The sequence below is a fragment of the Pararhodobacter marinus genome (genome assembly GCF_003122215.1).
GTDB lineage: Bacteria > Pseudomonadota > Alphaproteobacteria > Rhodobacterales > Rhodobacteraceae > Pararhodobacter > Pararhodobacter marinus.
In genome coordinates this window covers 188,881-214,419 of record NZ_QEYD01000009.1, presented here as the reverse complement: position 1 = coordinate 214,419, position 25,539 = coordinate 188,881, and the positions used below count along the sequence as shown (strand labels likewise).

The 25,539-nt window shown below is 66.2% G+C and carries 27 protein-coding genes and 1 tRNA gene; 11 read left to right on the top strand and 17 right to left on the bottom strand.

Annotation, left to right across the window (positions count from 1 at the left end):
• Positions 1 to 8: 8 nt before the first annotated feature.
• The 9 genes from C4N9_RS15605 to folK form a co-directional block, all read right to left on the bottom strand.
• Positions 9 to 1,583 carry a trypsin-like serine protease gene (locus C4N9_RS15605; protein ID WP_146195176.1) on the bottom strand — a complete coding sequence of 525 codons (1,575 nt, stop codon included), beginning with the start codon at positions 1,581 to 1,583 and terminating at the stop codon, positions 9 to 11.
• 130 nt (positions 1,584 to 1,713) lie between these two features.
• Positions 1,714 to 2,142, bottom strand: coding sequence for a holo-ACP synthase (acpS, locus tag C4N9_RS15600; protein ID WP_109534268.1), 429 nt, complete (start codon positions 2,140 to 2,142; stop codon positions 1,714 to 1,716).
• A gap of 24 nt (positions 2,143 to 2,166) precedes the next feature.
• The gene (locus C4N9_RS15595) at positions 2,167 to 2,625 is read right to left on the bottom strand and encodes a hypothetical protein (RefSeq protein ID WP_109534267.1); all 459 of its coding nucleotides are present in this window, start codon (positions 2,623 to 2,625) and stop codon (positions 2,167 to 2,169) included.
• A gap of 79 nt (positions 2,626 to 2,704) precedes the next feature.
• Positions 2,705 to 3,328: a LysE family translocator gene (locus tag C4N9_RS15590; RefSeq protein WP_109534266.1), complete on the bottom strand. Its 624-nt coding sequence runs from the start codon at positions 3,326 to 3,328 to the stop codon at positions 2,705 to 2,707.
• Between the two features lie 24 nt (positions 3,329 to 3,352).
• Complete coding sequence (locus C4N9_RS15585) at positions 3,353 to 4,108, bottom strand: pyridoxine 5'-phosphate synthase (protein ID WP_109534265.1); 756 nt, start codon at positions 4,106 to 4,108, stop codon at positions 3,353 to 3,355.
• The gene (locus C4N9_RS15580; RefSeq protein ID WP_245902583.1) at positions 4,105 to 4,758 is read right to left on the bottom strand and encodes a DUF2062 domain-containing protein; all 654 of its coding nucleotides are present in this window, start codon (positions 4,756 to 4,758) and stop codon (positions 4,105 to 4,107) included. The genes C4N9_RS15585 and C4N9_RS15580 overlap by 4 nt, the downstream gene beginning before the upstream one ends.
• Before the next feature lie 70 nt (positions 4,759 to 4,828).
• The gene (locus tag C4N9_RS15575) at positions 4,829 to 6,982 is read right to left on the bottom strand and encodes a RelA/SpoT family protein (protein ID WP_109534264.1); all 2,154 of its coding nucleotides are present in this window, start codon (positions 6,980 to 6,982) and stop codon (positions 4,829 to 4,831) included.
• A gap of 22 nt (positions 6,983 to 7,004) precedes the next feature.
• Positions 7,005 to 7,361, bottom strand: a complete 357-nt coding sequence (gene rpoZ, locus C4N9_RS15570; protein WP_109534263.1) for a DNA-directed RNA polymerase subunit omega — start codon at positions 7,359 to 7,361, stop codon at positions 7,005 to 7,007.
• 102 nt (positions 7,362 to 7,463) lie between these two features.
• Positions 7,464 to 8,048 (bottom strand): 2-amino-4-hydroxy-6-hydroxymethyldihydropteridine diphosphokinase, encoded by a 585-nt coding sequence (gene folK, locus C4N9_RS15565; RefSeq protein ID WP_245902582.1) that lies wholly within the window; start codon positions 8,046 to 8,048, stop codon positions 7,464 to 7,466.
• 115 nt (positions 8,049 to 8,163) lie between these two features.
• On the opposite strand from folK, the gene C4N9_RS15560 reads away from it, so the two are divergent.
• The 8 genes from C4N9_RS15560 to trxC all read left to right on the top strand — a co-directional run bounded on the left by C4N9_RS15560 (position 8,164) and on the right by trxC (position 13,019).
• Positions 8,164 to 8,769, top strand: coding sequence for a LabA-like NYN domain-containing protein (locus tag C4N9_RS15560; protein WP_109534262.1), 606 nt, complete (start codon positions 8,164 to 8,166; stop codon positions 8,767 to 8,769).
• Positions 8,770 to 8,772: 3 nt separating this feature from the next.
• On the top strand, positions 8,773 to 9,204 hold the full coding sequence (locus C4N9_RS15555) for a YqaA family protein (RefSeq protein ID WP_109534261.1): 432 nt from the start codon (positions 8,773 to 8,775) through the stop codon (positions 9,202 to 9,204).
• Positions 9,205 to 9,299: 95 nt separating this feature from the next.
• Positions 9,300 to 10,250 carry a 4-hydroxy-3-methylbut-2-enyl diphosphate reductase gene (gene ispH / locus C4N9_RS15550; RefSeq protein WP_109534260.1) on the top strand — a complete coding sequence of 317 codons (951 nt, stop codon included), beginning with the start codon at positions 9,300 to 9,302 and terminating at the stop codon, positions 10,248 to 10,250.
• A gap of 93 nt (positions 10,251 to 10,343) precedes the next feature.
• Positions 10,344 to 10,955 carry a LysE family translocator gene (locus tag C4N9_RS15545; protein WP_109534259.1) on the top strand — a complete coding sequence of 204 codons (612 nt, stop codon included), beginning with the start codon at positions 10,344 to 10,346 and terminating at the stop codon, positions 10,953 to 10,955.
• The gene (locus C4N9_RS15540; RefSeq protein ID WP_109534258.1) at positions 10,952 to 11,362 is read left to right on the top strand and encodes a class I SAM-dependent methyltransferase; all 411 of its coding nucleotides are present in this window, start codon (positions 10,952 to 10,954) and stop codon (positions 11,360 to 11,362) included. Before C4N9_RS15545 ends, C4N9_RS15540 begins: the two co-directional genes overlap by 4 nt.
• 42 nt (positions 11,363 to 11,404) lie before the next feature.
• Positions 11,405 to 11,857 carry a ribonuclease HI gene (rnhA, locus tag C4N9_RS15535; protein WP_109534257.1) on the top strand — a complete coding sequence of 151 codons (453 nt, stop codon included), beginning with the start codon at positions 11,405 to 11,407 and terminating at the stop codon, positions 11,855 to 11,857.
• Between the two features lie 20 nt (positions 11,858 to 11,877).
• Positions 11,878 to 12,507: a trimeric intracellular cation channel family protein gene (locus tag C4N9_RS15530; protein WP_109534256.1), complete on the top strand. Its 630-nt coding sequence runs from the start codon at positions 11,878 to 11,880 to the stop codon at positions 12,505 to 12,507.
• Between the two features lie 65 nt (positions 12,508 to 12,572).
• Positions 12,573 to 13,019 carry a thioredoxin TrxC gene (trxC, locus tag C4N9_RS15525; RefSeq protein ID WP_109534255.1) on the top strand — a complete coding sequence of 149 codons (447 nt, stop codon included), beginning with the start codon at positions 12,573 to 12,575 and terminating at the stop codon, positions 13,017 to 13,019.
• A 132-nt stretch (positions 13,020 to 13,151) separates the two neighbouring features.
• On the opposite strand, the gene C4N9_RS15520 is transcribed toward trxC, so the two are convergent.
• From C4N9_RS15520 to C4N9_RS15495, 6 genes are all read right to left on the bottom strand, one after another.
• Complete coding sequence (locus C4N9_RS15520; RefSeq protein ID WP_109534254.1) at positions 13,152 to 14,003, bottom strand: ABC transporter permease; 852 nt, start codon at positions 14,001 to 14,003, stop codon at positions 13,152 to 13,154.
• Between the two features lie 6 nt (positions 14,004 to 14,009).
• The gene (locus C4N9_RS15515) at positions 14,010 to 15,284 is read right to left on the bottom strand and encodes an ABC transporter permease (RefSeq protein WP_245902581.1); all 1,275 of its coding nucleotides are present in this window, start codon (positions 15,282 to 15,284) and stop codon (positions 14,010 to 14,012) included.
• 106 nt (positions 15,285 to 15,390) lie between these two features.
• Complete coding sequence (locus C4N9_RS15510) at positions 15,391 to 16,506, bottom strand: extracellular solute-binding protein (protein ID WP_109534253.1); 1,116 nt, start codon at positions 16,504 to 16,506, stop codon at positions 15,391 to 15,393.
• A gap of 88 nt (positions 16,507 to 16,594) precedes the next feature.
• Positions 16,595 to 17,692 (bottom strand): ABC transporter ATP-binding protein, encoded by a 1,098-nt coding sequence (locus C4N9_RS15505; RefSeq protein WP_109534252.1) that lies wholly within the window; start codon positions 17,690 to 17,692, stop codon positions 16,595 to 16,597.
• Between the two features lie 238 nt (positions 17,693 to 17,930).
• A tRNA-Leu gene (locus C4N9_RS15500) sits at positions 17,931 to 18,017 on the bottom strand.
• A 64-nt stretch (positions 18,018 to 18,081) separates the two neighbouring features.
• Positions 18,082 to 18,579 (bottom strand): DUF2306 domain-containing protein, encoded by a 498-nt coding sequence (locus tag C4N9_RS15495; protein ID WP_109534251.1) that lies wholly within the window; start codon positions 18,577 to 18,579, stop codon positions 18,082 to 18,084.
• 95 nt (positions 18,580 to 18,674) lie between these two features.
• On the opposite strand from C4N9_RS15495, the gene C4N9_RS15490 reads away from it, so the two are divergent.
• A complete protein-coding gene (locus C4N9_RS15490) occupies positions 18,675 to 19,475 on the top strand; it encodes a LytTR family DNA-binding domain-containing protein (protein WP_109534250.1) in 801 nt (266 codons plus the stop codon).
• 43 nt (positions 19,476 to 19,518) lie between these two features.
• Here C4N9_RS15490 and C4N9_RS15485 read toward each other — a convergent pair whose 3' ends face one another.
• Positions 19,519 to 21,210 (bottom strand): peptidoglycan-binding domain-containing protein, encoded by a 1,692-nt coding sequence (locus C4N9_RS15485; protein WP_168192252.1) that lies wholly within the window; start codon positions 21,208 to 21,210, stop codon positions 19,519 to 19,521.
• Positions 21,211 to 21,402: 192 nt separating this feature from the next.
• Here C4N9_RS15485 and lipB point away from each other — a divergent pair, with 192 nt between their 5' ends.
• A complete protein-coding gene (gene lipB, locus C4N9_RS15480) occupies positions 21,403 to 22,185 on the top strand; it encodes a lipoyl(octanoyl) transferase LipB (RefSeq protein WP_109534248.1) in 783 nt (260 codons plus the stop codon).
• A gap of 83 nt (positions 22,186 to 22,268) precedes the next feature.
• Here the strand turns inward: lipB and C4N9_RS15475 are convergent, their stop codons facing one another.
• Positions 22,269 to 23,507: an aminotransferase-like domain-containing protein gene (locus C4N9_RS15475; protein ID WP_109534247.1), complete on the bottom strand. Its 1,239-nt coding sequence runs from the start codon at positions 23,505 to 23,507 to the stop codon at positions 22,269 to 22,271.
• 362 nt (positions 23,508 to 23,869) lie between these two features.
• Here C4N9_RS15475 and ctaD point away from each other — a divergent pair, with 362 nt between their 5' ends.
• The gene (gene ctaD, locus C4N9_RS15470) at positions 23,870 to 25,525 is read left to right on the top strand and encodes a cytochrome c oxidase subunit I (protein WP_109534246.1); all 1,656 of its coding nucleotides are present in this window, start codon (positions 23,870 to 23,872) and stop codon (positions 25,523 to 25,525) included.
• Positions 25,526 to 25,539 lie beyond the last annotated feature (14 nt).

Sequence of the window (25,539 nt, the reverse complement as noted above, 5' to 3'; positions counted from 1 at the left end):
CGATGCCGTCAGCGCAGCGCGCCGTCGACGATCCGCCAGGAATAGCGCCCGCGAACCCCGATATTCGAGTTCTCGGCCAGAGCGCGCGGCCCGCCATCGATGAAGCTGCCGGGCACCGCGGAGCCGTCGAGTTCCAGTGCGCTGCCGCTGACACCCGGCACCATGCTGAAGCCGACGCGCGCGCTGCTGCCGCCCAGGCCGCCCTGCCCGCCCGAGGCGTCACCGGTTTCCCACTCGATGTGATCGTAGTTGAACTCGATGGTGAAGTTGCCGCTGTTCCAGCCATTCTCGATCAGCACCACCTGGAAGGTGTTCAGCCGGTCGGCATGGCGGGAATAATAGCCAACATCCTGCCAGATCGCCGAAAAGACCCGGCTTCCGGCATGCCAGCCGGTGCCGTAATAGACGATGCGGCTGTCGGAATCGCGGGTATCCACATCGGCGAAGAACGGCGCGATGATCGGCAGGCGCAGGTTCGACAGAAGCGTGTTCGGCGTGAAGGTCGACAGGCTGTCGCCGAAGGTCAGGTTGCCGTTGTTGTTCACCGACAGCTGCCAGTACGTCGTGGTGCCCAAGCGAACCGGGAAGCCGATCGGCACCGGGCCCGAGGCGGAATCGTCGTTATGCGGCACGCCGAAGCAATCGAAGCTAAAGGGCCGGCGGAAGATCCACGGCAGGTCGGTGTCGATGCAGACCGCACGATCCGCGATCACCTGATCGATCCAGGCGCGGTACGAGGCCACGCGGGTATAGACGCCGGGCAGGCGCGGACGGGCGCAGCCATAGCCCCAGCTGGTGACGCCGACCTGAACCCAGCCATTGGGCGTCCAGGCGGCCAGCGGCCCGCCGGAATCACCCTGGCAGCTGTCGCGCCCGCCGTTCCAGTAACCCGCACAGAGCATCGAATAGGGGATCGTTTCGTCCGCGTAATTGTTCTGACACTGCCGCGGCCAGACGATGGGCAGCTGCACCTGATGCAGCCGGTCGGGACCGTCGCCGCCTTCGGTGAGGTCCCCCCAGCCGATCGCCCAGACGTTGCGGCCCGGCGCGGCGTAGGTGCGGTTGGCCGCCCAGTCGGCCGGGGTCACGGTCGGGCCCCAAACGGGCTCGGCCAGGCGCAGAAGTGCGATGTCGTTCTCGTGCGTTGCCTCGACATAATCGGGATGGGGCACCATCCCCGCCACCGCGACGCGGCGACCGCCGCTCGACAGGGTCGGCGTACCCACGAGGATCTCGATCTGCGAGGCGACGAGCCCCGGGAGGCAATGCGCCGCGGTCAGCACCCAGCGCTGGTCGATCAGGCTGCCGCCGCAGAATTGCGCTCCGGTCGGCTCGTAGGTCAGCGCGACCATCCAGCGGAAATTGTTGCGCCAGCGCCAGTCCCAGACGGGCGTCCCGCCGACGATATCGGGCGCCATCGTCGGCTCTTCGGCGGCTTGTGCCACCTGTTCGGCAAAATTCAGGTCTTCGGGCTTGGGTTCGTCCGCCTGCGCGGTCGCGCCCCAGAACCCGACCACCCCCGCCAGCGCGAGGGCCAGCGCGCGGGGCGCCAAATGTGTTTTCGTGAATGAATGGATGCTCATCTGCACACCTAACTGACTGAAGAGAACAGGACCGGTCCGCAAAGACTAAGCCGTTCTTCCGGCGATTGTGTCAAATGAAATCATGTCCCTGGCGGGCGACCGGGGCCTTGTTTTGAAGGCCATACCCGGCTCAGGCGCCCGCGCGTGCGGAGTTGGGGACGGGGTCGGGCAGCGCCTCGATCACGACGAAGGCCTGTGCCCAGGGATGGTCATCGGTGAGCGAGACATGCACCACGGCGTGATGGCCCGCCGGGGTCATCGCGGCCAGCCGCTCGGCGGCCCAGCCGGTCAGCACCATGGTCGGCTGGCCTCCGCGCCGGTTCACCACCGCCATATCCTTCCACGAGATTCCCATCGCCAGCCCGGTGCCCAGCGCTTTCGAACAGGCCTCTTTCGCCGCCCAGCGCTTGGCCAGCGTCCCGGCCTCGTCCTTGCGCCGCGCGGCCTTGGCCAGTTCGATCTCGGTGAAGACCCGGTTGCGGAAGCGGTCGCCGAAGCGCGCCAGCGTGCGCTCGACACGCTCGATATTGGCAAGGTCGGTGCCGATGCCCAGGATCACGGGAAGACTTTCGGTATCACGGGATCACTCGACCGAAACCGTGCCGGTCGCCTGGTTGATGCGCACCCGCACCGCGCCGGGCAGGCCCGGTTCGCCCCGCTCGACGCCTTCGTGCCAGTAGCGCACCGGGACCGTCAGCAGCAGGCCCTTGGCGGGGTCGTAACTGGCCGTGACCCCGGGGATGTCGACATCGTAAAAGCCTGTGTTCCGGTCCGCCGACAACAGCGAGCATTGCCGATAGGCCGGCTCGTCCGACCCGTCGCCCGAGGGATGCAGGATCATCACATGCGCCGCGCAGCAGGCAGGTTCGGCAGTATCGGACCACGCGATTCGGATTGCGCCATTGGCGAAGGTGCGCGAGGTCTGCTCCCACGGCTCGACGATCGTCGCCGCGCTGCCCGCCCAGTCGCAGTCGGCGATGACCTGCGCGGGGGCGCTGAGCGGCAGGGCCAAAAGCCCGGCGGCCAGAAGTACGGATTTCATGGCAATCTCCCTCGGATGACGCAGGCGCCCAGTGTCGGCCACCCGCCCGGTTCCGCCAAGCCCCCTTGCGCAAGTGTGATCACGCCAGCCGCGCGCTCAGGATCTTCACGGCGGCGAAGCCGAACAGCGCCGCGAATACCGCGTCGAATCCGCGCTTTGCCTTCAGATACGCGCGCGAGACGGGACCGGCGGAAAACCCAAGCGCCATCAGCGTGAAGGTCACGACCGACACAGCAAGGCACGACAGTCCCACCTGCCACAGCACCCATGCGGGCGCCCCGGCCGGCACCGCCACGGCAAAGACCGCGCCCCAGAACAGCACCGCCTTGGGGTTGGTCAGGTGAATGAGCGCGCCCTTGACCCAGGAGCGGCGCAGCGATCCCTCGACCACCCGCGCCTGCGCGACCCCGCCGCCGCGCCAGGCCGAGCGCGCCGATTTCCACGCAAGCCAGGCCAGGTACGCGGCGCCGGCATAGCGCATCAGCTCGACCAGCCAGGCATGGGCGACCATCGCCGCCCCCAGCCCTGCCCCGGCCACCAGCGCCCAGACCGCCGAGCCCGCCGTCACGCCCCAGGCCAGCGCCAGCCCATGCGCGCGCCCCCGCTCCATCGCGGTGCCGCTGATGGCCAGCGTTGCGGGACCGGGCGAGGCGATGGCGATCACCCAGGCGACGAGAATCGGCAACAGGTCGGTTATCGGCATGACGGGTCTCCGGGCATCGCGGGCTCAGCCCCGCGCGTCGTCCATCAGGCGGCGCATTTCGCGGATCGCTGCGTCAAGGCCCAGGAACACCGCCTCGGAGATCAGGAAATGACCGATATTCAGCTCGCGGATCTCGGGTGTCGCGGCAAAGGGCGAGACGGTCGCGTAGCTCAGCCCGTGGCCCGCATGCACCTCGAGCCCGGCTTCGTGCGCGCGGCGCGCCCCTGCCAGCAGCTCGGCGAGTTCAAGCGCCGCCTCTTCCGCCGCGCCCTCGGCCACCAGATCGCAATAGCGCCCTGTATGCAGCTCGATCACCGGCGCGCGCACGCGGACGGCCGCCTCGATCTGGCGCGCATCATGGCCGATGAACAGCGACACGCGGCACCCGGCCTCGGAGAGCGGCGCGATGAAATCCGCCAGCCGGTTCATATCGGCCGCGACATCGAGCCCGCCCTCGGTCGTGCGCTCTTCGCGCTTCTCGGGCACCAGGCAGACGGCATGCGGCTTGTGGCGCAGCGCGATGGCCTGCATTTCGGCGGTCGCGGCCATCTCGAAATTCAGCGGCACGTCCAGCACGTCCATCAGCGCCTCGATATCGGCATCGCGGATATGGCGCCGGTCCTCGCGCAGATGCGCGGTGATGCCGTCGCAGCCCGCCTCCTGCGCGATGCGGGCCGCGCGCAGGGGATCGGGATAGGCGCCGCCGCGTGCGTTGCGCAGCGTCGCGACGTGGTCGATATTCACCCCAAGGCGCTGACGAGGGAACTGCGTGGCGGTCATGGCATCTCTCCGGTCTCTGGCCTGCTCTGGCGCTGGCGTTCGCGCGCGGCCTTGAAGCGCGCCTCCAGACGCTTCTGGCGGCTGCGCTGATAGGCCTGCACCAGCGGCAGGTGCACGAAATACGCCGCCACCGCAAAGGGCAAGCCCAGAAGCAGACCGCCGATGAAATAGGGCAGGTACACGTTGGAATAGAACCCCGCCAGCCGGCCCCAATGCGCGGCATCGCCCGTCACCACGGTCAAAAGGTTATGCGTCAGCTCGCCGCCCGCGCGCCCCACGGCGGCCATCACGCCCCCCACCGACATCTGCACGTCGCGACCCAGAAGCCAACCGCCCAGCTCCATCCCGCCTGCCGCCATCAGCGGAAAGGTGATCGGGTTGCCATAGAACGTGCCCAGCAAGGCGGCCAGAACATTTCCCCGGATCGCCCAGGCGACCAGCGCGGCGGACAGGAAATGCAGCCCGAAGATCGGCAGGAAGGACACGAACAGCCCCGCCGAGATGCCCAGCGCGATCCTCTCGGGCGTGTCGGGCAGACGGCGCATCCGGTGCAGGACGTAAGTCGCCGCCCGCCGCCACCCGCCGCGCGGCCAGAAGAACTCGCCGATCGCGGTCAGGACAGGTCTGGGATTTCGACGCTTGAAGATCACGCGCGGCCGTCCTGTTCAGGGGTGGCGGTGTCGGATGGCAGGGTCGCCTTGTTCGGCGGATCGGGGCGGGTCAGGGTTTTCGGGTCGGGTCGCGGTCTCGGGTTACCTGCGCGATATCGGTCTCTGCCGACAGGATCGTCAGGATACGGTGAAGATGGGCCGCATCCGATACCTCGATCTCGACGAAAATACGAAAATAATCGGGCTTTCGGTCGAGAAAGCGCAGATCCGAGATATTCGCCTTCTGCTCGCCCACAAGACTGCAGACCCGGCCCAGCACGCCCGCGCTGTTGGTGATCGTCAGCGTCAGCGAGACATTGTGCACCGCCGCGTGCTTGCCCTCGTGCCAGTGCAGATCGACCCAGCGCTCGGGCTGTTCCTCCAGCGAGGCCAGCACCTCGCAGTCGATGGCATGGGCGACGATGCCCTTGCCGCGATAGGTGATGCCGACGATCCGTTCGCCCGGCACCGGCTGACAGCAATTGGCGCGGCGGAACGGGATGTCGGGATCGAGCCCGACGACCGGGCGGCTGGCATCGACCTCGGCCTGCCCCATCGAGGCGATCTCGGGGTAAAGCTGTTCGACTACCGCGCGGGCGCTGATCTCGGCCGCGCCGATCTTTGCCAACAGCTCGGTCGGTCCCTTGACCGCCATCGAGCGCGCGGCGGTATCGAGCGCCTTGTCGGTAACCTTGCGCCCCACCCGGTCGAAGGCCACGCGGCTCAGCTCGCGGCCCAGCCGCACGAATCGCTCGCGGTCCTCTTCGCGCAGGCTGCGCCGGATCGCCGCCTTGGCGCGCCCGGTATGGACCAGCTCGATCCAGCTGGTCTGCGGACGCTGACCGTCGGCGGTGATGATCTCGACCTGCTGGCCATTCCTGAGCCGCGTCCATAGCGGCACGCGCATCCCGTCGACCTTGGCCGAGACCGTGGCATTGCCGATCCGCGTATGGATCGCATAGGCGAAATCGAGCGGCGTCGCGCCTTTCGGCAGCTGCACCACATCGCCCTTCGGCGTGAAGCAGAACACCTGGTCGGCGTACATTTCCAGCTTCACATGTTCCAGGAACTCGTCGTGATCCTCGTCGCGATCCAGCCGCGAGGTCAGGCTCTCGATCCATTTCGCCGGGTCGATGGCGAAAGGGTTCACCGACCGCGCGCCGTCCTTGTAGGCCCAGTGCGCGGCGACCCCGGCCTCGGCCACCTCGTGCATCTCGCGGGTGCGGATCTGCACCTCGACGCGCTTTCCGTCGCGGCCCGACACGGTGGTATGGATCGAGCGATAACCGTTCGATTTGGGCTGGCTGACGTAATCCTTGAACCGGCCCGGCACCGCGCGCCAGCGCTGGTGGATCAGCCCCAGCGCCTGATAGCATTCCTGCACGTCGTCGACGATGATGCGGAATCCGTAGATGTCGGACAGGCGGCTGAATTCCAGCTCCTTGTCCTGCATCTTGCGCCAGACCGAATAGGGCTTCTTCGCGCGGCCATAAACCGTCCCGTCGAGCCCCGCCTTTTCCAGCTCGAAACGGATATCGGCGGTGATCCGGGCGATCACGTCGCCCGATTCGCGCTGCAGGGTGATGAAGCGGCGCAGAATCGCGTTGCGACGCTCGGGGTCGAGCACGCGGAACGCCAGATCCTCGAGCTCCTCGCGCATCCATTGCATGCCCATCCGGCCTGCGAGCGGCGCGTAGATCTCCATCGTCTCGCGCGCTTTCTGCGCCTGTTTCTCGGGCCGCATCGAGCGGATCGTGCGCATGTTGTGCAGGCGGTCGGCCAGCTTGACCAGGATCACCCGCAGGTCGCGCGACATCGCCATCAACAGCTTGCGGAAATTCTCGGCCTGCTTGGCTTCGGGCGAGGGCCGTCCCGAGGCGCCGGCAGGCTCGAAGGCGTTCAGTTGCAGATTGGTCAGCTTGGTCACGCCATCGACCAGCTCGGCCACTTCGTGGCCGAACATGTGCTCGACCTCGCCATAGGTCGAGCGCGTGTCCTCGATCGTGTCGTGAAGCAGCGCGGTGACGATGGTCGCATCGTCCAGCCGCATCTCGGTCAGGATCGACGCCACCGCCACCGGGTGGGTGAAATACCGCTCGCCCGAATGCCGCATCTGACCGGCATGCATCGCCTCGCCATAATCCCAGGCGCGGCGAATCAATGCCTCGTCGCAAGTCGGGTTATAGTTGCGGATCAGAGCAACGAGATCATCGGGCGTGATCACAGCTCGGGCCGCCCGTGTCAGTTCAGTCGTTGTCGATCTGCGCGGCGACCAGCTGGCGCAACATCTGCTCTTCGGTCAGATCGTCCAGCTGCGGACGGTCCGGCTGCGAGCCCATGCGCATCGCCATGTCGTCGTCTTCCGGCATGTCGACCTCGTTCTGGGTGCGCATGCTTTCGATCAGCCGCTCGCGCAGCTGGTCGGCGCCCTGCGTCTCGTCCGCGACTTCGCGCAGCGCGACCACCGGGTCCTTGTCATTGTCGCGGTCGACGGTCAGCGCCGAACCGGCCCCGATCTCGCGCGCACGATGGGCAGCCAGGATCACCAGCTCGAATCGGTTCGGAACCTTGTCAACACAATCTTCGACCGTCACGCGGGCCATGGAGCACTCCATCTACGACAAAAGGGAGGATCAGCCCCCGGCATGTAACCGCATTTGCCCGCCTTGACAAGCGCAGCCGTCCGGCAATCGCCGGCAATCGGGTCAAATCGGCCTGATCGCGGCGATTTCCTCGGGGGCAAGCGCCGCCAGCATCTGCGCCACGCTTCTGTCCAGCACGGGATGCACCCAGTCCGGCGCCACGTCGGCCAGCGGCACCAGGACGAAGCCCCGCTCGTGCAGGCGCGGGTGCGGCAGGATCAGCTCGCCGGGCGCCTCTTTCATCTGGCGGGCAAGCGGCAGCGCCATCCAGCGGCGCAGCGTCTCGCCGTCGGGCAACACGCGGTCGCCGCAGGCCAGCAGGTCGATATCGATCACCCGTTGCCCCCAACGCTCCTTGCGCACGCGTCCAAGATCGGCCTCGATCCGGTGGCAGAGGGCCAGCATCTCGGCGGGGGACAGGTCGCTTTCCACCGCCACGCAGGCATTGACGAAATCGGGGCCCGCCCCCGCCGGGAAAGCGGGCGTGACATAGAACCGGCTGCAACGCAGCGTTACACCGCTCAGGCTATTGAATATGTCCAGCGCGCGATTAAGTAGCGACCTGTTCGCGGACGATTCGACCGACGCGTTGCTCCCGAGTGCCAGAAGGTGCAGGTTGCGGTGGACGGAGGGGGGAATTTTGTCCAAGTTGGTACGTGTCGCTATTTCGACGACCCGCCAGACCAGGTCACCAGGGTGTTAAGGCTGATAGCCGGTCGCGGCCAGTGTGTTTTATGACGCTGCGATTTTGAAAGGAAAGACGATGTTTTACAAGGATGAGCGTCTCGCCCTCTTCATCGATGGCGCGAACCTTTTCGCAGCGGGGAAGGCGCTTGGTTTCGACATCGACTACAAGCTCCTGCGCCAGGAGTTCATGCGCCGCGGCAAGCTGCTGCGCGCGTTCTACTACACGGCCCTGCTTGAAAACGATGACTATTCGCCGATCCGTCCGCTGATCGACTGGCTGAACTACAACGGCTACGCGATGGTGACGAAGCCCGCCAAGGAATACACCGATTCCATGGGGCGCCGGAAGGTGAAGGGCAACATGGATATCGAGCTGACGGTCGACGCGATGGAAATCGCCAACCGCATCGACCATGCCGTGCTGTTCTCGGGCGATGGCGATTTCCGCCCGCTGGTGGAATCGCTGCAGCGTCAGGGCGTGCGGGTCTCGGTCGTCTCGACCATCCGCTCGCAGCCGCCGATGATCGCCGATGAACTGCGCCGCCAGGCCGACAACTTCATCGAACTCGACGAGCTGCGCGACGTGATCGGCCGCCCGCCCCGCGAACCGCGCGAGCCGCGCGACATGCGGGCCCCGCGCGAAGAGGCCGAGGCCGATACCGGCGGCGATACCCAGGACTGACCGCTGCTCCTGTCGCTTCTGGGCCTGTTCGCCGCGGCTTTCGTCGCCGCGACCGTTCTGCCGTTCCAGTCCGAACTGATCTTTGCCGCCCTGCAACTGGGCGGGGTGGCGCCCGTCTGGGCGCTTGTCGTCGTGGCCTCTCTCGGCAACACGCTGGGCACCTATGTCAATTACTGGCTGGGCTGGCAGCTCGAGACGCGCGGCGGCCATCGCTGGCTGAAGATCCCCGACGAGACCTTCGCCAAGGCGCGCCGCTGGTGGGATCGCTGGGGCTATTGGACGCTGTTGCTGTCCTGGCTGCCCATCGGCGACGCGACCACCGTGCTGGCGGGCGCAATGCGCACTCCGCTCTGGCTGTTCACCCTGCTGGTGGCCGTGACCAAGACCACCCGCTACGTCCTTCTCGCCCTCATCACCGCCGGAATTTTCGGCTGAGCGCCGCCTGCGCAATCGTGATCGCCCGCGCCGGGACCTGATGGCTGGACGTCGCGGGCTCGATTGCTTACCTGTGGGGCCAAGCGGAGTATGTCATGACCAAGCCCCCCCTGACCCTGTATCTCGCCGCCCCGCGCGGCTTCTGCGCCGGTGTCGACCGCGCCATCAAGATCGTCGAGATGGCGATCGCGAAATGGGGCGCGCCGGTCTATGTCCGCCATGAGATCGTGCATAACAAGTTCGTCGTCGACAGCCTGCGCGATCAGGGCGCGGTCTTCGTCGAAGAGCTGGACGAATGCCCCGATGACCGGCCGGTGATCTTTTCGGCCCATGGCGTGCCCAAATCCGTGCCCTCGGCCGCGCAGGCGCGCAACATGACCTTCGTGGATGCCACCTGCCCGCTTGTCTCGAAGGTTCATATCGAGGCCGAGCGCCACCATGCCGCCGGTCTGCAGATGGTGATGATCGGCCATGCCGGTCACCCCGAGACGGTGGGCACGATGGGCCAGCTGCCCGAGGGCGAGGTGCTGCTGGTCGAAACCGTCGAGGATGTCGCCCATATCGCGCCGCGCGATCCGTCGAAGCTGGCCTTCATCACCCAGACCACGCTGTCGGTCGACGACACGAGCGACATCGTCGCCGCTCTTCAGGCGCGCTTTCCGGCCATCGTGGGCCCCCACAAGGAAGACATCTGCTACGCCACCACCAACCGGCAGGCAGCGGTCAAGGCGATTGCCGGGCGGATCGACGCACTTCTGGTGATCGGCGCCCCCAATTCGTCCAATTCCAAGCGCTTGGTCGAAGTCGGCCGCGCCGCCGGATGCCGTTATTCGCAACTGATCCAGCGGGCCGCCGATATCGACTGGCGTGCGCTTGAAGGCGCAGCCTCGGTCGGTGTGACGGCGGGCGCCTCGGCCCCGGAAGTGCTGATCCAGGAAGTGATCGACGCCTTCGATGACCGCTTCGACCTGACCCGCGAGATCGTCGAGACGGCGGTCGAGTCGGTCGAGTTCAAGGTGCCCCGCGTCTTGCGTCAGGCCAGCTGAGGGGCCCCGGGTCGCTCAACCGTAACGCGAGACTGGCTTTCGCAGCCCGGGCCGTTAAGATCCCCCCGAAACAGCCCCCAGCGAGAGCCCGCCATGAGCCCCGAATTCCTCTTCACCGCCTTCATCGTCTGCCTTGCCCCCGGTGTCGGCGTCATCTTCACGCTCTCGACCGTGCTGGGCCGCGGGCTGGGGGCCGGGCTCTGGGCGGTGCTGGGCTGCACGCTGGCCACTTTGGTGCATCTGGGCTTTGCCATGGCCGGGCTCGCCGCCGTGCTGCAGACCTCGGCGCTGCTGTTCAGCGCCATCAAATACGCGGGCGTCGCGTATCTTCTGTGGATGGCCTGGGGCACGCTGCAGGGCACCGGCGCGCTGCAGGTCACGCCCGACACGACCCGCCACGCCCCCGCCACCCTGGTCCGGCGCGGGGTGCTTCTGAACCTGCTCAACCCGAAACTGCCGATGTTCTTCGTGGCCTTCCTGCCGCAATTCATCCCCGCCGGTGCGCCCGATGCCACCGCCCTCCTGATCGAGCTGGGCCTCGGCTTCGTGGCGATGACGGCGGGCGTGTTCCTGCTTTACGCGCTGGCGGCGGGCTGGCTGCGCAGCCGCGTGTTGGGATCCGAGCGCGCGATGACTTGGCTGCGCCGCGCCTTTGCCGCCTCCTTCGCCGGCCTCGGCGCGAAACTGGCCTTCGAGCGCGCATGACCGACCCCGAGGCGCTGCGCTTCTACAATGCCGCGGCGGAACGACTGGGCGACGCGCTGCCCGCCGGGGCCACGATCCTCGATCTGGGCTGCGGCCATGGCGTCGCGGCGGCGCATCTTGCGAATGCCGGCTTCGACGTGACCGGGCTCGACCCGTCCGCACGGCTGCTCGCGGTGGCGCGCAGGATCGCCCTGGCGATGCTCGAAGGCAAGGGCCAGATCCGCGATCCGCGCGGCCTGCCCTATACCTTCGTCACCGAAGCCGACCTGACCGCGCTTCTGTCCGAGGCGGGCTTTCGCGATGTCGCCACCACCCGCGCCCCTGCCCCGGCCGGGGTCGCGGGGCGTGACAGCGCCCTGCATCTGCGCGCGACCCGCGCTCGAACGGTTGACCCCGGCGCCGTTTGACGGCACCCCCTGCCCCGGAAACAGCCGCAAGGACGATGCCCCATGCCCGAACTCTTCGCCTGGACCGATGGCGCCTGCTCCGGGAATCCCGGCCCCGGCGGCTGGGGCGTGCTGATGCGCGCCATGGAGGGCGACAGCGTGCTGAAGGAACGCACCCTGCAGGGCGGCGAGGCGGACACGACCAATAACCGCATGGAGCTGATGGCGGCGATCTCTGCGCTGGAAACCCTGACCCGGCCCTCGACCATCACCATCACCACCGATTCGGCCTATGTGAAGAACGGCGTCACCCAGTGGATCCACGGCTGGAAACGCAACGGCTGGAAGACCGCCGACAAGAAGCCGGTGAAGAACGCCGAACTCTGGCAGCGGCTGGATGCGGCGCAGAAAACCCATTCGGTGACCTGGAAATGGATCAAGGGCCATGCCGGCCATGCCGAGAACGAGCGCGCCGACGAACTGGCCCGCGCGGGCATGGCACCCTATAAGGGCTGAGCCCTAACGGAGCGCCGCCCATGACCGCCGTCGCCTTTCTCGATTACCTCTCGGTCTTCGTCTTCGCGCTGACCGGCGCGCTGGTTGCCTCGCGCGCGCAGCTCGACCTGCTGGGCTTTCTGTTCATCGCCTCGCTTACGGCTGTGGGCGGCGGCACTGTGCGCGACCTCGTTCTGAACCGCGAGACAATCTTCTGGATCGCCAATCCGCGCTATATCGGCGTGGCCTCCGCCGCCGCCCTGCTGGTGTTCTTCTTCGCCCACCGGCTGGAAAACCGCCGCCGCGCCATCGACTGGTTCGATGCCGGCGCGCTCGCGGTCGCGGTTCCGGCGGGGGTGGGTGTGGCGCTCGATCTCGGCCATGGCCCGGCGGTGGTGGTGATGATGGGCATGATGACCGGCGCGTTCGGCGGGCTCATGCGCGATGTCGTCTGCAACGAGGTGCCGCTGGTGCTGCGTCAGGGCGAACTCTATCTCTCCGCCGCCTTCGCGGGCGCCGCCGCTGCGCTGCTCATCCGCTGGGGTGTCGGCCCCACGCCGCTGGCGCTGCTGGGCTGCGCCGCCGTGACCTTCCTGTTGCGCGCCGGCTCGATGACCTATGGCTGGAAACTGCCGGTCTACAAATCGCGCCCGCCGCGCAACCGCGTCTGACCCTCTTGATTCCGCGCCCGTCCGCCCCCATTTCGCATTCAACACAATGAATACGAGACATCGCCATGGCTACCAAGATCAAGCTGACCTGCCCGGAATGCGCGCAGGTGAACCAGTTCCCCGCCGACAAGGCCGAAGCCTCGCCGAAATGCGGCATCTGCGGTCATGCGCTCAATGACGGCAAGGTCGCCAAGCTCGACCTCAAGACGCTCGAGAAGATGGCAAAGAACGACGACCTGCCGCTGCTGGTGGATTTCTGGGCGCCGTGGTGCGGACCCTGCCGCCAGATGGCGCCCGAATTCGAAAAGGCCGCGCGCGCGCTGAAAGGCAAGGTGCGGCTGGCCAAGATCGACACCCAGTCGAACCCGGACGCCACCGTGCGCTTCAATATCCGCGGCATCCCGGCCTTCATCCTGTTCCATCGCGGCCGCGAAGTCGCCCGCCTCGCCGGTGCCCGCCCGGCAAGCGACCTCTTGCGCTTCGTCGAGGACAAGCTCGCCCTCACCCGCTAAACGCCCGAACCGTATCCCGACAGCGAAAGGGTGCCCCGTCGCGGGACACCCTGTCATCTTTACGCCGAAAATATCCTCGGGGGGTGAATTTGCCGTCAGGCAAAGAGGGGGGCAGACAGCCCCCCTGCTTCCTTAACCCGGGCTCATCCCCCGCAGCCGCTCGTTGCGCCGCCGCAGGATTTCCAGCGTCGCCAGCAGCAGGATCGACAAGGCCACCATCAGCGAGGCCACGGCCAGGATCGTCGGCGAGATCTGCTCGCGCAGGCCGATGAACATCTGCCAGGGCAGCGTCTGCTGCGCGGCCGAGCCCACGAAGATCACCACCACGACCTCGTCGAACGAGGTGATGAAGGCAAACAGCGCGCCCGAGATCACCCCCGGCAGGATGAGCGGCAGCTGCACCTTGAAGAAGGTCTTCACCGGCCCCGCCCCCATCGATGCCGCCGCCCGCGTCAGCGAGCGGTCGAACCCCACCAGCGTCGCGGTGACGGTGATGATGACGAAGGGGATCCCCAGGATCGCATGCGCCAGCACGACGCCCCAATAGGTCCCCTGCAGCCCGATCGCCGAGAAGAAGAAATACATCCCCGCCGCCGAGATGATCAGCGGCACGATCATCGGCGAAATCAGGATCGCCATGATCGCCCGCTTGAACGGGACATGCGCCTGGCTCAGCCCGATCGCCGCCAGCGTGCCAAGGCTGACCGAGATCAGCGTCGCCATCGGCGCGATGGTCAGCGAGTTCCGGGTGGCGAGCTGCCAGTCGGGATTGGTGAAGAAGTCCACGTAATGCTTCAGCGAGAACCCGGCCGGATCCAGCGCCAGCATTTCCGGCGTGAAGGTGAAGAAGTTCTCGGCATTGAAGCTCAGCGGCACGATCACCAGGATCGGGAACATCAGGTAGAAGAACACCAGCGCGCAGATCACGCGGAAAGCGTAGTACCAGACCCGTTGCAGCGGGGATGCGTAGCTTGGAAGCGCCATGTCTCGTTACCCCAGCTTGACGTTATCGATACCGACCACGCGGTCGTAGACCCAGTAGAGCACCAGGACGGCGACCAGCAGGATCGTGCCCAGCGCGCCGACCAGACCCCAGTTGCCCGAGACGTACCATTGGTGCGCGATCCGGTTCGAGATGAACATGCCCGACGGGCCGCCCACCAGTTCCGGCGTGATGTAGTAGCCGACCGCCATGATGAACACGAGGATCGCGCCCGCGCCGATACCGGGGACGGATTGCGGGAAATAGACCCGCCAGAACGCCGTCCAGTCATTCGCGCCCAGGCTCTTGGCGGCGCGGACATAGCTGGGCGGGATGGTTTTCATCACCGAGTAGAGCGGCAGGATCATGAAGGGCAGCAGGATCTGCGTCATCGCGACGATCACGCCGAACTTGTTGTTGATCATCGTCAGCCGGTTGTCATCGGCCACCAGCCCGATCCAGACCAGCATCTGGTTGATGACGCCCTGTTCCTGCAACAGCACCTTCCAGGACGAGGTCCGCACCAGAAGCGATGTCCAGAAGGGCAGCAGAACCATGATCAGCAGCAGGTTCGCATAGCGTTCCTTCACATTCGCCAGAAGGAAGGCGATGGGATAGCCCAGAAGCAGCCCCAGGAAACAGATCAGCCCCGACATCCAGGCCGTGCGCCAGAACAGCATCAGGTGGATCGAGCGGTCGTCCGGAAGGGGCTCGATATGGCCCGAAACCATGGTGCGGTCCACGGCCGACAGGTAATAGCCGATGGTCGGATCCCCGGAATAGGCCTTGAGCGCGCGCCAGGTCGCCAGCTCGCCCCAGCCCTCATGCGACTCGATCATCATGTCGCGGAACGGGCCGTCGGTCTCCAGGTCGATGCGGCGGACCTCGCGTTGGGCGCGGCGCACCATCGTGGTGAAACCCGCCAGCTCGTAATTCATGCGTCGCGCGAAGGTCAGCGCGGTGCGGTTCTCGACCGCGACCTGCAGGTCGGCGACCAGCGCGCGGAAGGTTTCTTCGGGCGGCAATTCGGTGCTGTCGACATCCCAGTCCTCAAGCGCGGCAACGGTCCGCGGCATGATTTCCTCGACGACTTCGTTATCGACCGAGCGCGTCAGCATCGAGCCGATCGGCATCAGGAAGCCCAGGATGATGAAGGCCAGAAGCGGCGCGATCAGCAGCAGGGCGCGCATCTTCTGTCGGCGCAAAGCGCGGCCGAGGCTTTTCTTGAGCGGCTCGCCGTCATGGGTCGACAGCATATCCGTTTTGGTATCGCTGGAGCTCATCCTCGGGTCCCTGTCAGGGTCGGCGCCCGGACGAGCGAAGTCGCTCGGGCGCCGGTGCAACGGTCAGGATCCGGCCTCGGGACGAGGCCGGATCCAGTTCACATCGTTATTGGGCCAGCCAGGCCTGGAAGCGGGCGTCCATCTCGTCGCGATAGTCGGCCCACCAAGTGTAGTTGAACACGAAGGCGCCTTCGATGTTATCCGGCGCGGTCGGCATGTGCGGACCCATCGGAATACCCAGCTCGGCATGGTTGCCGACCAGCGGGGCCGAGGACGTCCGGGCCGGACCATACGAGATATACGCGGCCTGATCGGCCAGACGCTGGGTGTCGGTCGCGAAATAGAGATAGTCCATCACGCGGGCCAGGTGGTCTTCGGGCAGGCCTTCGGGGATCACCCAGCCGTCGAGGTCGAACATCTGGTAGCCCCAGGCCATGCCGATGGGCTGGTCCTGCTCGGCGATGGCCGAGAACAGACGACCGTTATAGGTCGAACCCATGAAGACTTCGCCATCGGCCAGAAGCTGCGGCGTTTCGGCGCCGGCGGTCCACCAGATGGTTTCGTCCTTGATCGTGTCCAGCATGGCGAAAGCGCGCTCGACGCCCTCGTCGGTTTCCAGCATGTCGTAGACGTCTTCGATGGCCACGCCGTCACACAGCAGCGCCCATTCCATGTTGCCGATCGGACGACGCTCCAGCGCGCGGCGGCCCGGATAGGTTTCCAGGTCGAACACGGCGCAGGCATCGGTCGGCGGCTCGGCGCCTTCGGGGACCATGTCGGTGCGGTAGCCGAAGGTCGTCGAATAGACGATCTGCGGGATGAAGCACTCGGAGATGATCATGTCGCCGAAATCTTCCGACGCCGAGGTGCCGTCCGGCGCAGCGGCCAGCACTTCGTCATGCTCGATCGGCATCGCCAGGCCTTCGTCGCACAGACGCATCGCGTCCGAGGCGACCACGTCGACCAGATCCCAGGTGACGTTGTTGGCTTCGAACATCGCGCGCATCCGCGCCACGGCATCGCCCGAGCTTTCGTCGGTGATGATCGTCACCTCGGGATGCATTTCCTGATAGGGCTCGTGATAGGCGTTCACCTGCGACTGCTGGTAAGCACCGCCCCAGGACACGATGGTCATTTCATTGGCCATATCCTGGGCGAACGCGCCACCAGCGGTCAGCGCGAGGACGCCGGCGGCCCCCATCATTGTGGTCTTGAGTTTCATTGAATTACTCCCTAGTCGAGTTGCCCGCTGTTGTCGCAAGCCGTCCTGCGGGCAAGGAATCGGCAAGAGTTTCCCACGCGCGGCGCTGTCAGGCGTCCAGCGCGCGGCAATCCTCGGCCTGCCATCCGATCTGGATCTTCTGACCCGGCGAATAGCGGCCCTGATCCTGAGCGTTGCGGTACTTCATGATGAAGTCGTCGTTTCCGGCCACCCGCAGGCGGACCCGGAACGTGTCGCCCATGTAAATGAATTCAAGCACTTCGGCATCGACAAGATGCGCATCCGAGGCCAGACGATCCGGATTCGATTCGACACGCTCGGGGCGGATCGACACGCGCGTCCGCTCGCCCGCCTTGGTCACGTTGACCGGCTTGGCGTCGATCACCGTGCCATCGTCCAGCCGCACGGTGCAGCGGTCGCCGTTGATCGTTTCGACCACGCCTTCCAGCTTGTTGTTCTCGCCGATGAACTGCGCCACGAAGCTGTTCTCGGGGCGCTCGTACAGGTCCTCGGGCGGGGCAAGCTGCTGGATGCGACCGTCATTGAACACCGCCACGCGGTCCGACATGGTCAGCGCCTCGGTCTGGTCGTGCGTGACGTAGACCGTGGTGATGCCCAGCGTATGCGCGAGATTGGTGATTTCGAACTGCATGTGCTCGCGCAGCTGCTTGTCGAGCGCGCCGAGCGGCTCGTCCATCAACACCAGCTCGGGCTCGAAGACCAGCGCCCGCGCCAGCGCGACACGCTGCTGCTGACCGCCCGAAAGCTGCGCCGGACGCCGGTTGCCGAATTCGCCCATCTGCACCATGTCCAGCGCGCGGCGGATCTTGCCTTCGCGCTCGGACTTGCCCATGCCGCGCACCTCGAGCGGGAAGCTGAGATTCTCGGCGATCGTCATGTGCGGGAACAAGGCGTAGTTCTGGAAGACCATGCCGATCCCGCGCTTGTGCGGCGGGATGTTGTTGATCGGCTTGTGGTCCAGAAGGATTTCGCCATGGGTGGCGGTTTCGAAACCCGCCAGCATCATCAGGCAGGTCGTCTTCCCCGACCCCGACGGCCCGAGCATCGTAAGGAATTCCCCTTTCGGCATGCTCAGGTTCAGGTCTTTGACGACGAGGGTCTCACCGTCATAGCTTTTTTGCACACGATCGAACACGACGAAACCGTCGGTGCGGGTTTCTGACACTTAGCTTCCCCCTGTGGAAGTGCTTTTTTGTTCTTGTGGAAGAGTAAAACGGCCCCACCACTTGATTTCAAGCGTTAAACCGCCGATTCCCGCGATCGCCGCCCAAAGGCGACAATAGACGCATCAAACCCGTCATCTGCAGGACAGTGGCCTTAATTTCCCGCACCAGACAGTCGAATCGACTGCGGCCCCGCGGACGGGGGCGCCCGATGGGCTTGCTTTTCATTCAGGGGGAAAATGGTGCGGTCGAGAAGACTCGAACTTCCACGGGGGTTAGCCCACAGCGACCTCAACGCTGCGCGTCTACCAATTCCGCCACGACCGCACTGGATTGGTGCGCTGCATGTATCCGGTTCGCCCGGGGATGTGAAGAGGAAAATCGGGGAGACTTACGCATTTCTGCGCGGCGCCCGGCGCCGGCCGAGAAGGTGCCACGCGACAGCCACGAGCCCCAGCACCGCGACCACCCAGAGACCGGCCGCGCTGTCCGGCCCGAACAGGACGCGGCTCATCACGCGGCCCGGCAACAGGGTGAAGATCATCGGCACGCCCACCCCGTAATAGTAAAGGCCGCGCAGGACGGCGCGGTGCGTGGCGATATCGCGCCGGATGGCTGCCGCAAGGCCGCGCACCAGCGACACGAGGGCAAGAGCCGACAGCGCGTGGATCGGCCCGAAAGGTCCGATCACCGGCATCGAATGGATCCAGAAACTGGATATCGCGGCGGCGGCCATTGCCACGATCCAGACATAGCCGACGGTCTTGTGCAGCCGGTCGCGGCGTCGGCGATGGATCGCCACGGGCCCGAGCACCAGCGCCGCCAGCGCGCTTGCGGCGTGCATCTGGATCACAGGAGCGGCCTCGAGAAGAGGAGCAAGACTTGTCATGGGGGGGCCTCGTCGTGTCTGTATGCGATGCGGCAGACCTGCCCCACCCCATCAGCCGGATCGACGACGAATCCGCGAAGTCAACGAGGTTCCGCGTGAACGACAGCCCCTTGCGCCTTGCGATGCGTGACCTGCAACAGGTGTTCTCGCGCCCTTCGCCCTGGGTGATTCTCGGCGCGGTGATCGTGGCCGCCGGACTCTCGGGGCCGTTCGGGACGCTGCACTCGCTTGGGTTCGGCGCAAGGCTGATCTACTGGGCGGTGATCGGGTTGGTGACGCTGTTCTCGGGCTGGCTGTTCAGCCAATGGACGGTGATCGCCCTGATGCGGCGCGGCGCGGCGCGCATCGTGCAATGGCTTGTGGGCAGCGCGGTCGTGGCGGTGATCGTCGCGCTCGAAGTCGGGGTTGTGAACCTCGTGGCCTTCGGCATTTCCCCCTTGTCGCCGGGCGAGATAGGCGACCTGCTGTTGTCGACAACGCCGATTGCGCTGCTGATCACGGCGGCCTTCAGCCTGGGTTATGGCGGCAGCGATGCGCCGCCTGCGACCGTGGCGCCCCCTGTCGCCGGAACGCAGGCCGGCCCCCTGCCCCGCCTGCTGGCCCGCCTGCCCCTGGACAAGCGTGGCGCCCTGCTGTCGCTGTCGGTACAGGATCACTATGTCGACGTGGTGACCACGCGCGGCCACGAGATGCTGTTGATGCGGCTGAGCGATGCCATCGCCGAAACCGAGGGCTGCGCGGGCCTGCAGGTGCACCGCTCGCACTGGGTCGCGCTGGATCAGGTCCGCGCGGCGCGGCGCGAAGGGGCGCGCGGCGTGCTGACGCTGTCGGACGGGCGCGAGATCCCGGTCAGCCGGACCTATCTGCCGGATGCGAAAAAGGCCGGGCTGCTGTGAGCCCGGCCTTGTGGCGTTTCCGATCAGCGGGCAGGACGCCCGGTCACTTGCCGGCGGACGGCGCAGGCTGCGGCTGCGGCTGGGGCGCGACAGGCTGAACCTGCGGCGCGGTAGCCACCGGCATCGGCGCGGGGGCGTCGCCACTCGCGGCGGCCAGCGCCTGCAACACCAGCTGATTGCGCGAGGCCGGACCGGGCTGGAACGCGACCTCGGTCGTCAGCGAGACGGGGACCGAGGCGTTGAACCATTCCGCCGCCAGGTCGCGGCGCTGCACCGCGCCGATCCCCTGCATCAGGTGATGGGCGGGCAACTCGCCATAGGCGGTTTCCCCCAGCGCCGACAGGACCAGCGCCGAGGCGATGGCGACATCCAGGTTATCCGCCGAATAGCCCGCCGACAGGCAGATCCGCGCATAGGTCGCCAGATCCGTCGTGCTCATGCCCGAGCCGAGCATCCATTGCGTCGTCGCCCCCAGCACCACGTCGCGCGCCTGCAGCGACAGGGCCGAGACCTGCGGTTGAAGCTCGGCGCCGAGCGCCTCGCAATCGCCGCTCACGCTGGCCGGGGTGACGCCCAGCTGGCTCATCACCGCTTCGCCATCGGCGATGGCATAGCCGCGCGCGACGCAGAACTGCTCATTCAGCGTAAAGACCGGATCGGTCATGTTGCCCAGGTCGCTGTAGCCGCCATTGGCCGAGGTCACGAGGCCCACGCGGTTGCAATGCGAGGCGAGCGAGGCCGATTGCGCCCGGGCGCCGCCGCCCAGGAAGCTGGGACGCGCGGCCGTCGCCGCGCTGCCGGCGGCCGGGCTGGCGCCGGGATTGGGAACCATGGGCTGCGCGGCGGCAACCGGCGCGGCCAGCGACCCGGCGGGCGCGGTGCCCTGCGGCACGACCGGGGCCGAGACCGAGACGGTTGCGCCGTCGCTCAGGCGGCAGGCCGATTGCAGGCAGTCGAAGGCCGCGGGGGTTGCGTCGTTCGACTGGAAATCGTTGCGCGCATACCCGTCCGGGGTCGAGACGAAGACCTGGACCGTGCAGGCCTGTGCGTTGCACCAGAAGGCCGAGCCGGTGACCGAGGTATCGATGATGTAATCGGTGCGCCCGTCACCGTTCAGGTCGCTGAGCTGGATGAAGCCAGAGCGTTCGACAAGCTGTTCGGCCGACGGATCCGAGCTTTCGGCGATGCGGTCCACGGCCTCGGCCACCTCGCCGGGCAGGCCATAGGCGCCCGCCGTGCGCGAGCCGCCGCCACGCATCTCGTCCCGGACGGTTTCCAGAAGACCGCGGATGCCGTCGCGGTGGCGCGACGACACGCGGGTCACGTCAGGCCCGCCCGCGATGGCGCGCTGATAGGCCGTGACCAGGACCAGACGTTCGAATTCCAGCAACTGGCCGGTGACGGGGAAGCCCAGATAACCCTGGTAATTGCGGATGCCGTTGCGCGAATTGGGGCCCAGCGAGCCGTCGACGACGCCGACATTCCAGCCGAAATGGTTCAGCGCGGTCTGAATATCCCGCGCCTGTTGCCGGGCGGCGGTATCCACGACGACCGTCCGCTGGCGCACGACGGTGCGGGTGCGTTGCTGCGATTGCGCGGCCCCGGCGACGATGGCGCCGCCGATGATCCCGCCCAGCACGCCGGCGGCGAGACTGCGCTGGGCTTCCGCCCGTTCGACACTGGTGGCGACAAGCGCGGCGACAAGGGCTGTGGTGGTGAAAATCTTTGAGGTCATGGCAAGCATCCTGAACGAAACAACTGTATGGCGAAAAGGCTAGCACCCGCTTGCGGCCTGCGCCAAGCAATGTCTGCGGGTCGGGTGAATAAAATAAGGTAAAATCACCCGGGCCAGGCGGCGATGACCGGCAAGGCCGCGAGCGAGGCCACCAGAAGAGCGGTGGCAAAGGCGGTCTGACTGACGTGAAACATGGTCTCTCCCTGTCATGTCGGGCGCCCTTTTTCGCGGCGCCTCTGCTTGATCCCTGTCCGTCTGTCGTTACGTTGCCCGGATCGGTTCAATCGGGGTTCAGAGAAAGTTCGGCGCATGGAATGGACGGTGCTCGAGGGGCTGCAGCCCTATGCCGAAACCCTGGCGGCGATGGAGGACCGCGTCGCGGCGATCTCGCGCGGCGAGGCGGACGAGGCGATCTGGCTGCTGGAACACCCCCCGCTCTATACCGCCGGCACCTCGGCCCGGCCCGAGGATCTGACCCAGCCCGACCGTTTCCCGGTGTTCACCGCCGGGCGCGGCGGGCAATACACCTATCACGGCCCGGGCCAGCGCGTGGCCTATGTCATGCTGGATCTCAACAAGCGCGGGCGCGATGTGCGCTGTTTCGTACACCGTCTGGAAGACTGGGTGATCCGCACGCTGGGCGAGTTCAACGTCACCGGCGAACGGCGCGAGGGCCGCGTGGGCGTCTGGGTCCAGCGGCGCGACAAGGCGCCCAATCCCGACGGCACCCCGCGCGAGGACAAGATCGCCGCGATCGGCATCAAGCTGCGCCGCTGGGTCAGCTTTCACGGGATCTCGATCAATGTCGAACCCGACCTGTCCCATTTTGGCGGAATCGTGCCCTGCGGCATCCGCGAACATGGCGTGACCAGCCTGGTGGATCTGGGCCTGCCGGTGACGATGACGGACCTGGACGTGGCGCTGAAGCGGCAATTCGATCAGGTCTTCGCGGACGGCATCGCCTGCGACCTGTAAGACCGGGGCGGCGACGCACGCGCTTACATGCGCACCGCCGCCCGGCTCAATCGTTCTGTGTGCTGCGCTTCGGGTCGCGCCCCTCAGCCGGCAACCGGGGCTTCGGAACGGGCGCCGACCGATGACAGAAGGCGTCCGAGCCGCTTCATGCCTTCCTCGATCTGCGCCGCGTTTGCGCAGGAAAAGCTCAGCCGCAGGGTGTTGCCGTTCGATCCGTCGGCAAAGAACGCCCGTCCCGGCACGAAGGCCACGCGTTCGGTCTTCAGCGACTGAGCCAGCAACTCGGCCGCGTCCATGCCGGGTGGCAGGGTCAGCCAGACGAACATGCCGCCTTCGGGCTTGGTGAAGCGGACGCCCTCGGGCATGTAACGCGCAAGCGCCGAAAGCATCGCGTCCCGCCGCGCGGCATAGGTTGTGCGCAGCCTCGCGACGTGATCGTCGAAGATCGCGCGGGCGACATGGTTGGTGGCGATCTGGTTGAGCGTCGGCGAATGCAGGTCGGCGGCCTGCTTCATCAGCACCAGTTGCTGGATGACCGGCCGCGCCGCCACCACCCAGCCCACGCGCAGCCCCGGCGACAGCACCTTCGAAAACGACCCCGAATAGATCGTGCGGCATTCTTGCAGATCGCCCTTGCGCGCCAGTTCCAGCGCCAGGATCGGCGGCACCGGCTCGCCATCGTAGCGCAGCGCCTGATAGGCCGCGTCCTCGATCACCGCGATATCCAGCTCCTCGGCCAGATCGAGCAGCGCCTCGCGCCCGGCGCGGTCGAGCGTCTCGCCCGTCGGGTTGGCGAAATCGGCCGAGAGATAGGCGAATTTCACCCGCCCGCCGTCGGCCTGCGCCGCCTCGGCGATGTCGGCGCTTGTTCGGTTGCCCTTGGGATCGAGCCGGTCATAGCGCGGCTGATAGGCGTTGAAGGCACCGAGCGCGCCCATATAGGCGGGCCAGGTCACCAGCGCGGTGTCGCCCGGATCGAGCATCAGCTTGCCCAGATAATCGAGCGCCTGCTGCGAGCCCGAGGTGATCAGCACATCCTGCGCCGTGCAGGGGATGCCGATCTGCGCCATCCGCCCGGCGATCCAGTCGCGCAACGGCAGGTAACCCTCGGACACCGAATATTGCAGGGCGGCGCCCGAGGCGGGGCCGGACAGGGCCTCGGTCATCGCATCACGGAAGGTTTCGGTGGGAAAAAGCGCCGGATCCGGGATGCCGCCCGCAAAGGACAGAATGTCGGGCTGATCCAGAAGTTTCAAAAGCTCGCGGATTTCGGACGCTTTCATGCGTCCGTTGCGGGCTGCGAGCACGTTTTGCCAATCCATGGTCATTCTCCGGCTTTGTCCGGGCGACAAGGCACCCCGGCGGCATATAAGTCAATATTGCTGACTTAGATGTTTCAGAGGCTGGCCGAATTTGTGATCGGACAGGTCAAACCTGCAAGGCATGACCCGTCCGGAAGCCCGGTTTCGCCCCGGCAAAGCCCAAGGCGATTCGCCCCTCCCGCCCGGTCACAGCCGCGCGAGCGGTCCTTGACTTGCATCAAATTTTTCCCCTCTGCGACATCAGGGACATTGCCGCCGCAGCACGGGCATTCTAGAACGGGACCAAGTCTTTGCCGGAGTCTCGCGATTCACGGGCAGAGATCGCGTGAGAAAAAATGTTCGCAAGGGAACGGGAGCAACGAATGGCCAACGCAGCCGCCCACGGACATGAAGACCAGCGCGGGTTCTTTACCCGCTGGTTCATGTCCACCAACCACAAGGACATCGGCATCCTTTACCTGTTCACGGCAGGGATCGTCGGTTTCGTCGCGGTGGCCTTCACCGTTTACATGCGCCTCGAGCTGATGGAGCCGGGCGTTCAGTACATGTGCTCGCAATGGGCCGAGGATGGCTCTTGCGCCACGCCGAACGGCCATCTGTGGAACGTGCTGGTGACCGCGCACGGCGTGCTGATGATGTTCTTCGTCGTCATCCCGGGCCTGTTCGGCGGCTTTGGCAACTACTTCATGCCGCTGCAGATCGGCGCGCCGGACATGGCGTTCCCGCGTCTGAACAACCTGTCCTACTGGCTGTATGTCGCCGGCGCCTCGCTGGCGGTGGTGTCGCTGTTCGTTCCGGGCGGCGAGGGCGGCCGGGGTGCCGGGACCGGCTGGGTGCTGTATCCGCCGCTCTCGACCCGTGAATCGGGCTTCTCGATGGACTTCGCGATCTTCGCGGTCCACCTGTCGGGTGCCTCGTCGATCCTGGGCGCGATCAACATCATCACCACCTTCCTGAACATGCGCGCCCCCGGCATGACCATGCACAAGGTGCCGCTCTTCGCGTGGTCGGTCTTCATCACCGCGTGGATGATCCTGCTGGCCCTGCCCGTTCTGGCCGGCGCCATCACCATGCTGCTGACCGACCGTAACTTCGGGACGACCTTCTTCGACCCGGCCGGTGGCGGCGACCCGATCCTGTACCAGCACATCCTGTGGTTCTTCGGCCACCCGGAAGTGTACATCATCATCGTTCCGGGCTTCGGCATCATCAGCCACGTGATCGCCACCTTCTCGCGCAAGCCCGTCTTCGGCTACCTGCCGATGGTCTACGCGATGGTCGCGATTGCCGCTCTGGGCTTCGTCGTCTGGGCGCACCACATGTACACCGTCGGCATGTCGCTGACCCAGCAGACCTATTTCATGCTGGCCACGATGACGATCGCGGTGCCCACGGGCGTCAAGATCTTCTCGTGGATCGCCACCATGTGGCGGGGCTCGATCAGCTTCGAAACCCCGATGCTGTGGGCGTTCGGCTTCCTGTTCCTGTTCACGGTGGGCGGCGTGACCGGCATCGTGCTGTCGCAGGCGCCGCTGGACCGGATCTATCACGACACCTATTTCGTCGTGGCGCACTTCCACTACGTGATGTCGCTGGGCGCGGTCTTTGCCCTGTTCGCCGGCATCTATTACTGGATCGGCAAGATGTCGGGCCGCCAATACCCGGAATGGGCCGGCAAGCTGCACTTCTGGACGATGTTCATCGGTGCCAACCTGACCTTCTTCCCGCAGCACTTCCTGGGCCGTCAGGGCATGCCGCGCCGCTATATCGACTATCCCGACGCGTTCGCGCTGTGGAACTATGTCAGCTCGATCGGTGCGTTCCTGTCCTTTGCCTCGTTCCTGTTCTTCATCGGCGTGGTGTTCTACACGCTGACCCGCGGCAAGCGCGTGACCGAGAACAACTACTGGAACGAATACGCCGACACGCTGGAATGGACCCTGCCCTCGCCGCCGCCCGAACACACGTTCGAGCAGCTGCCGAAGCGCGAAGACTGGGACCGCAGCCACGCGCATTGAGCGCGGGCCTGGCC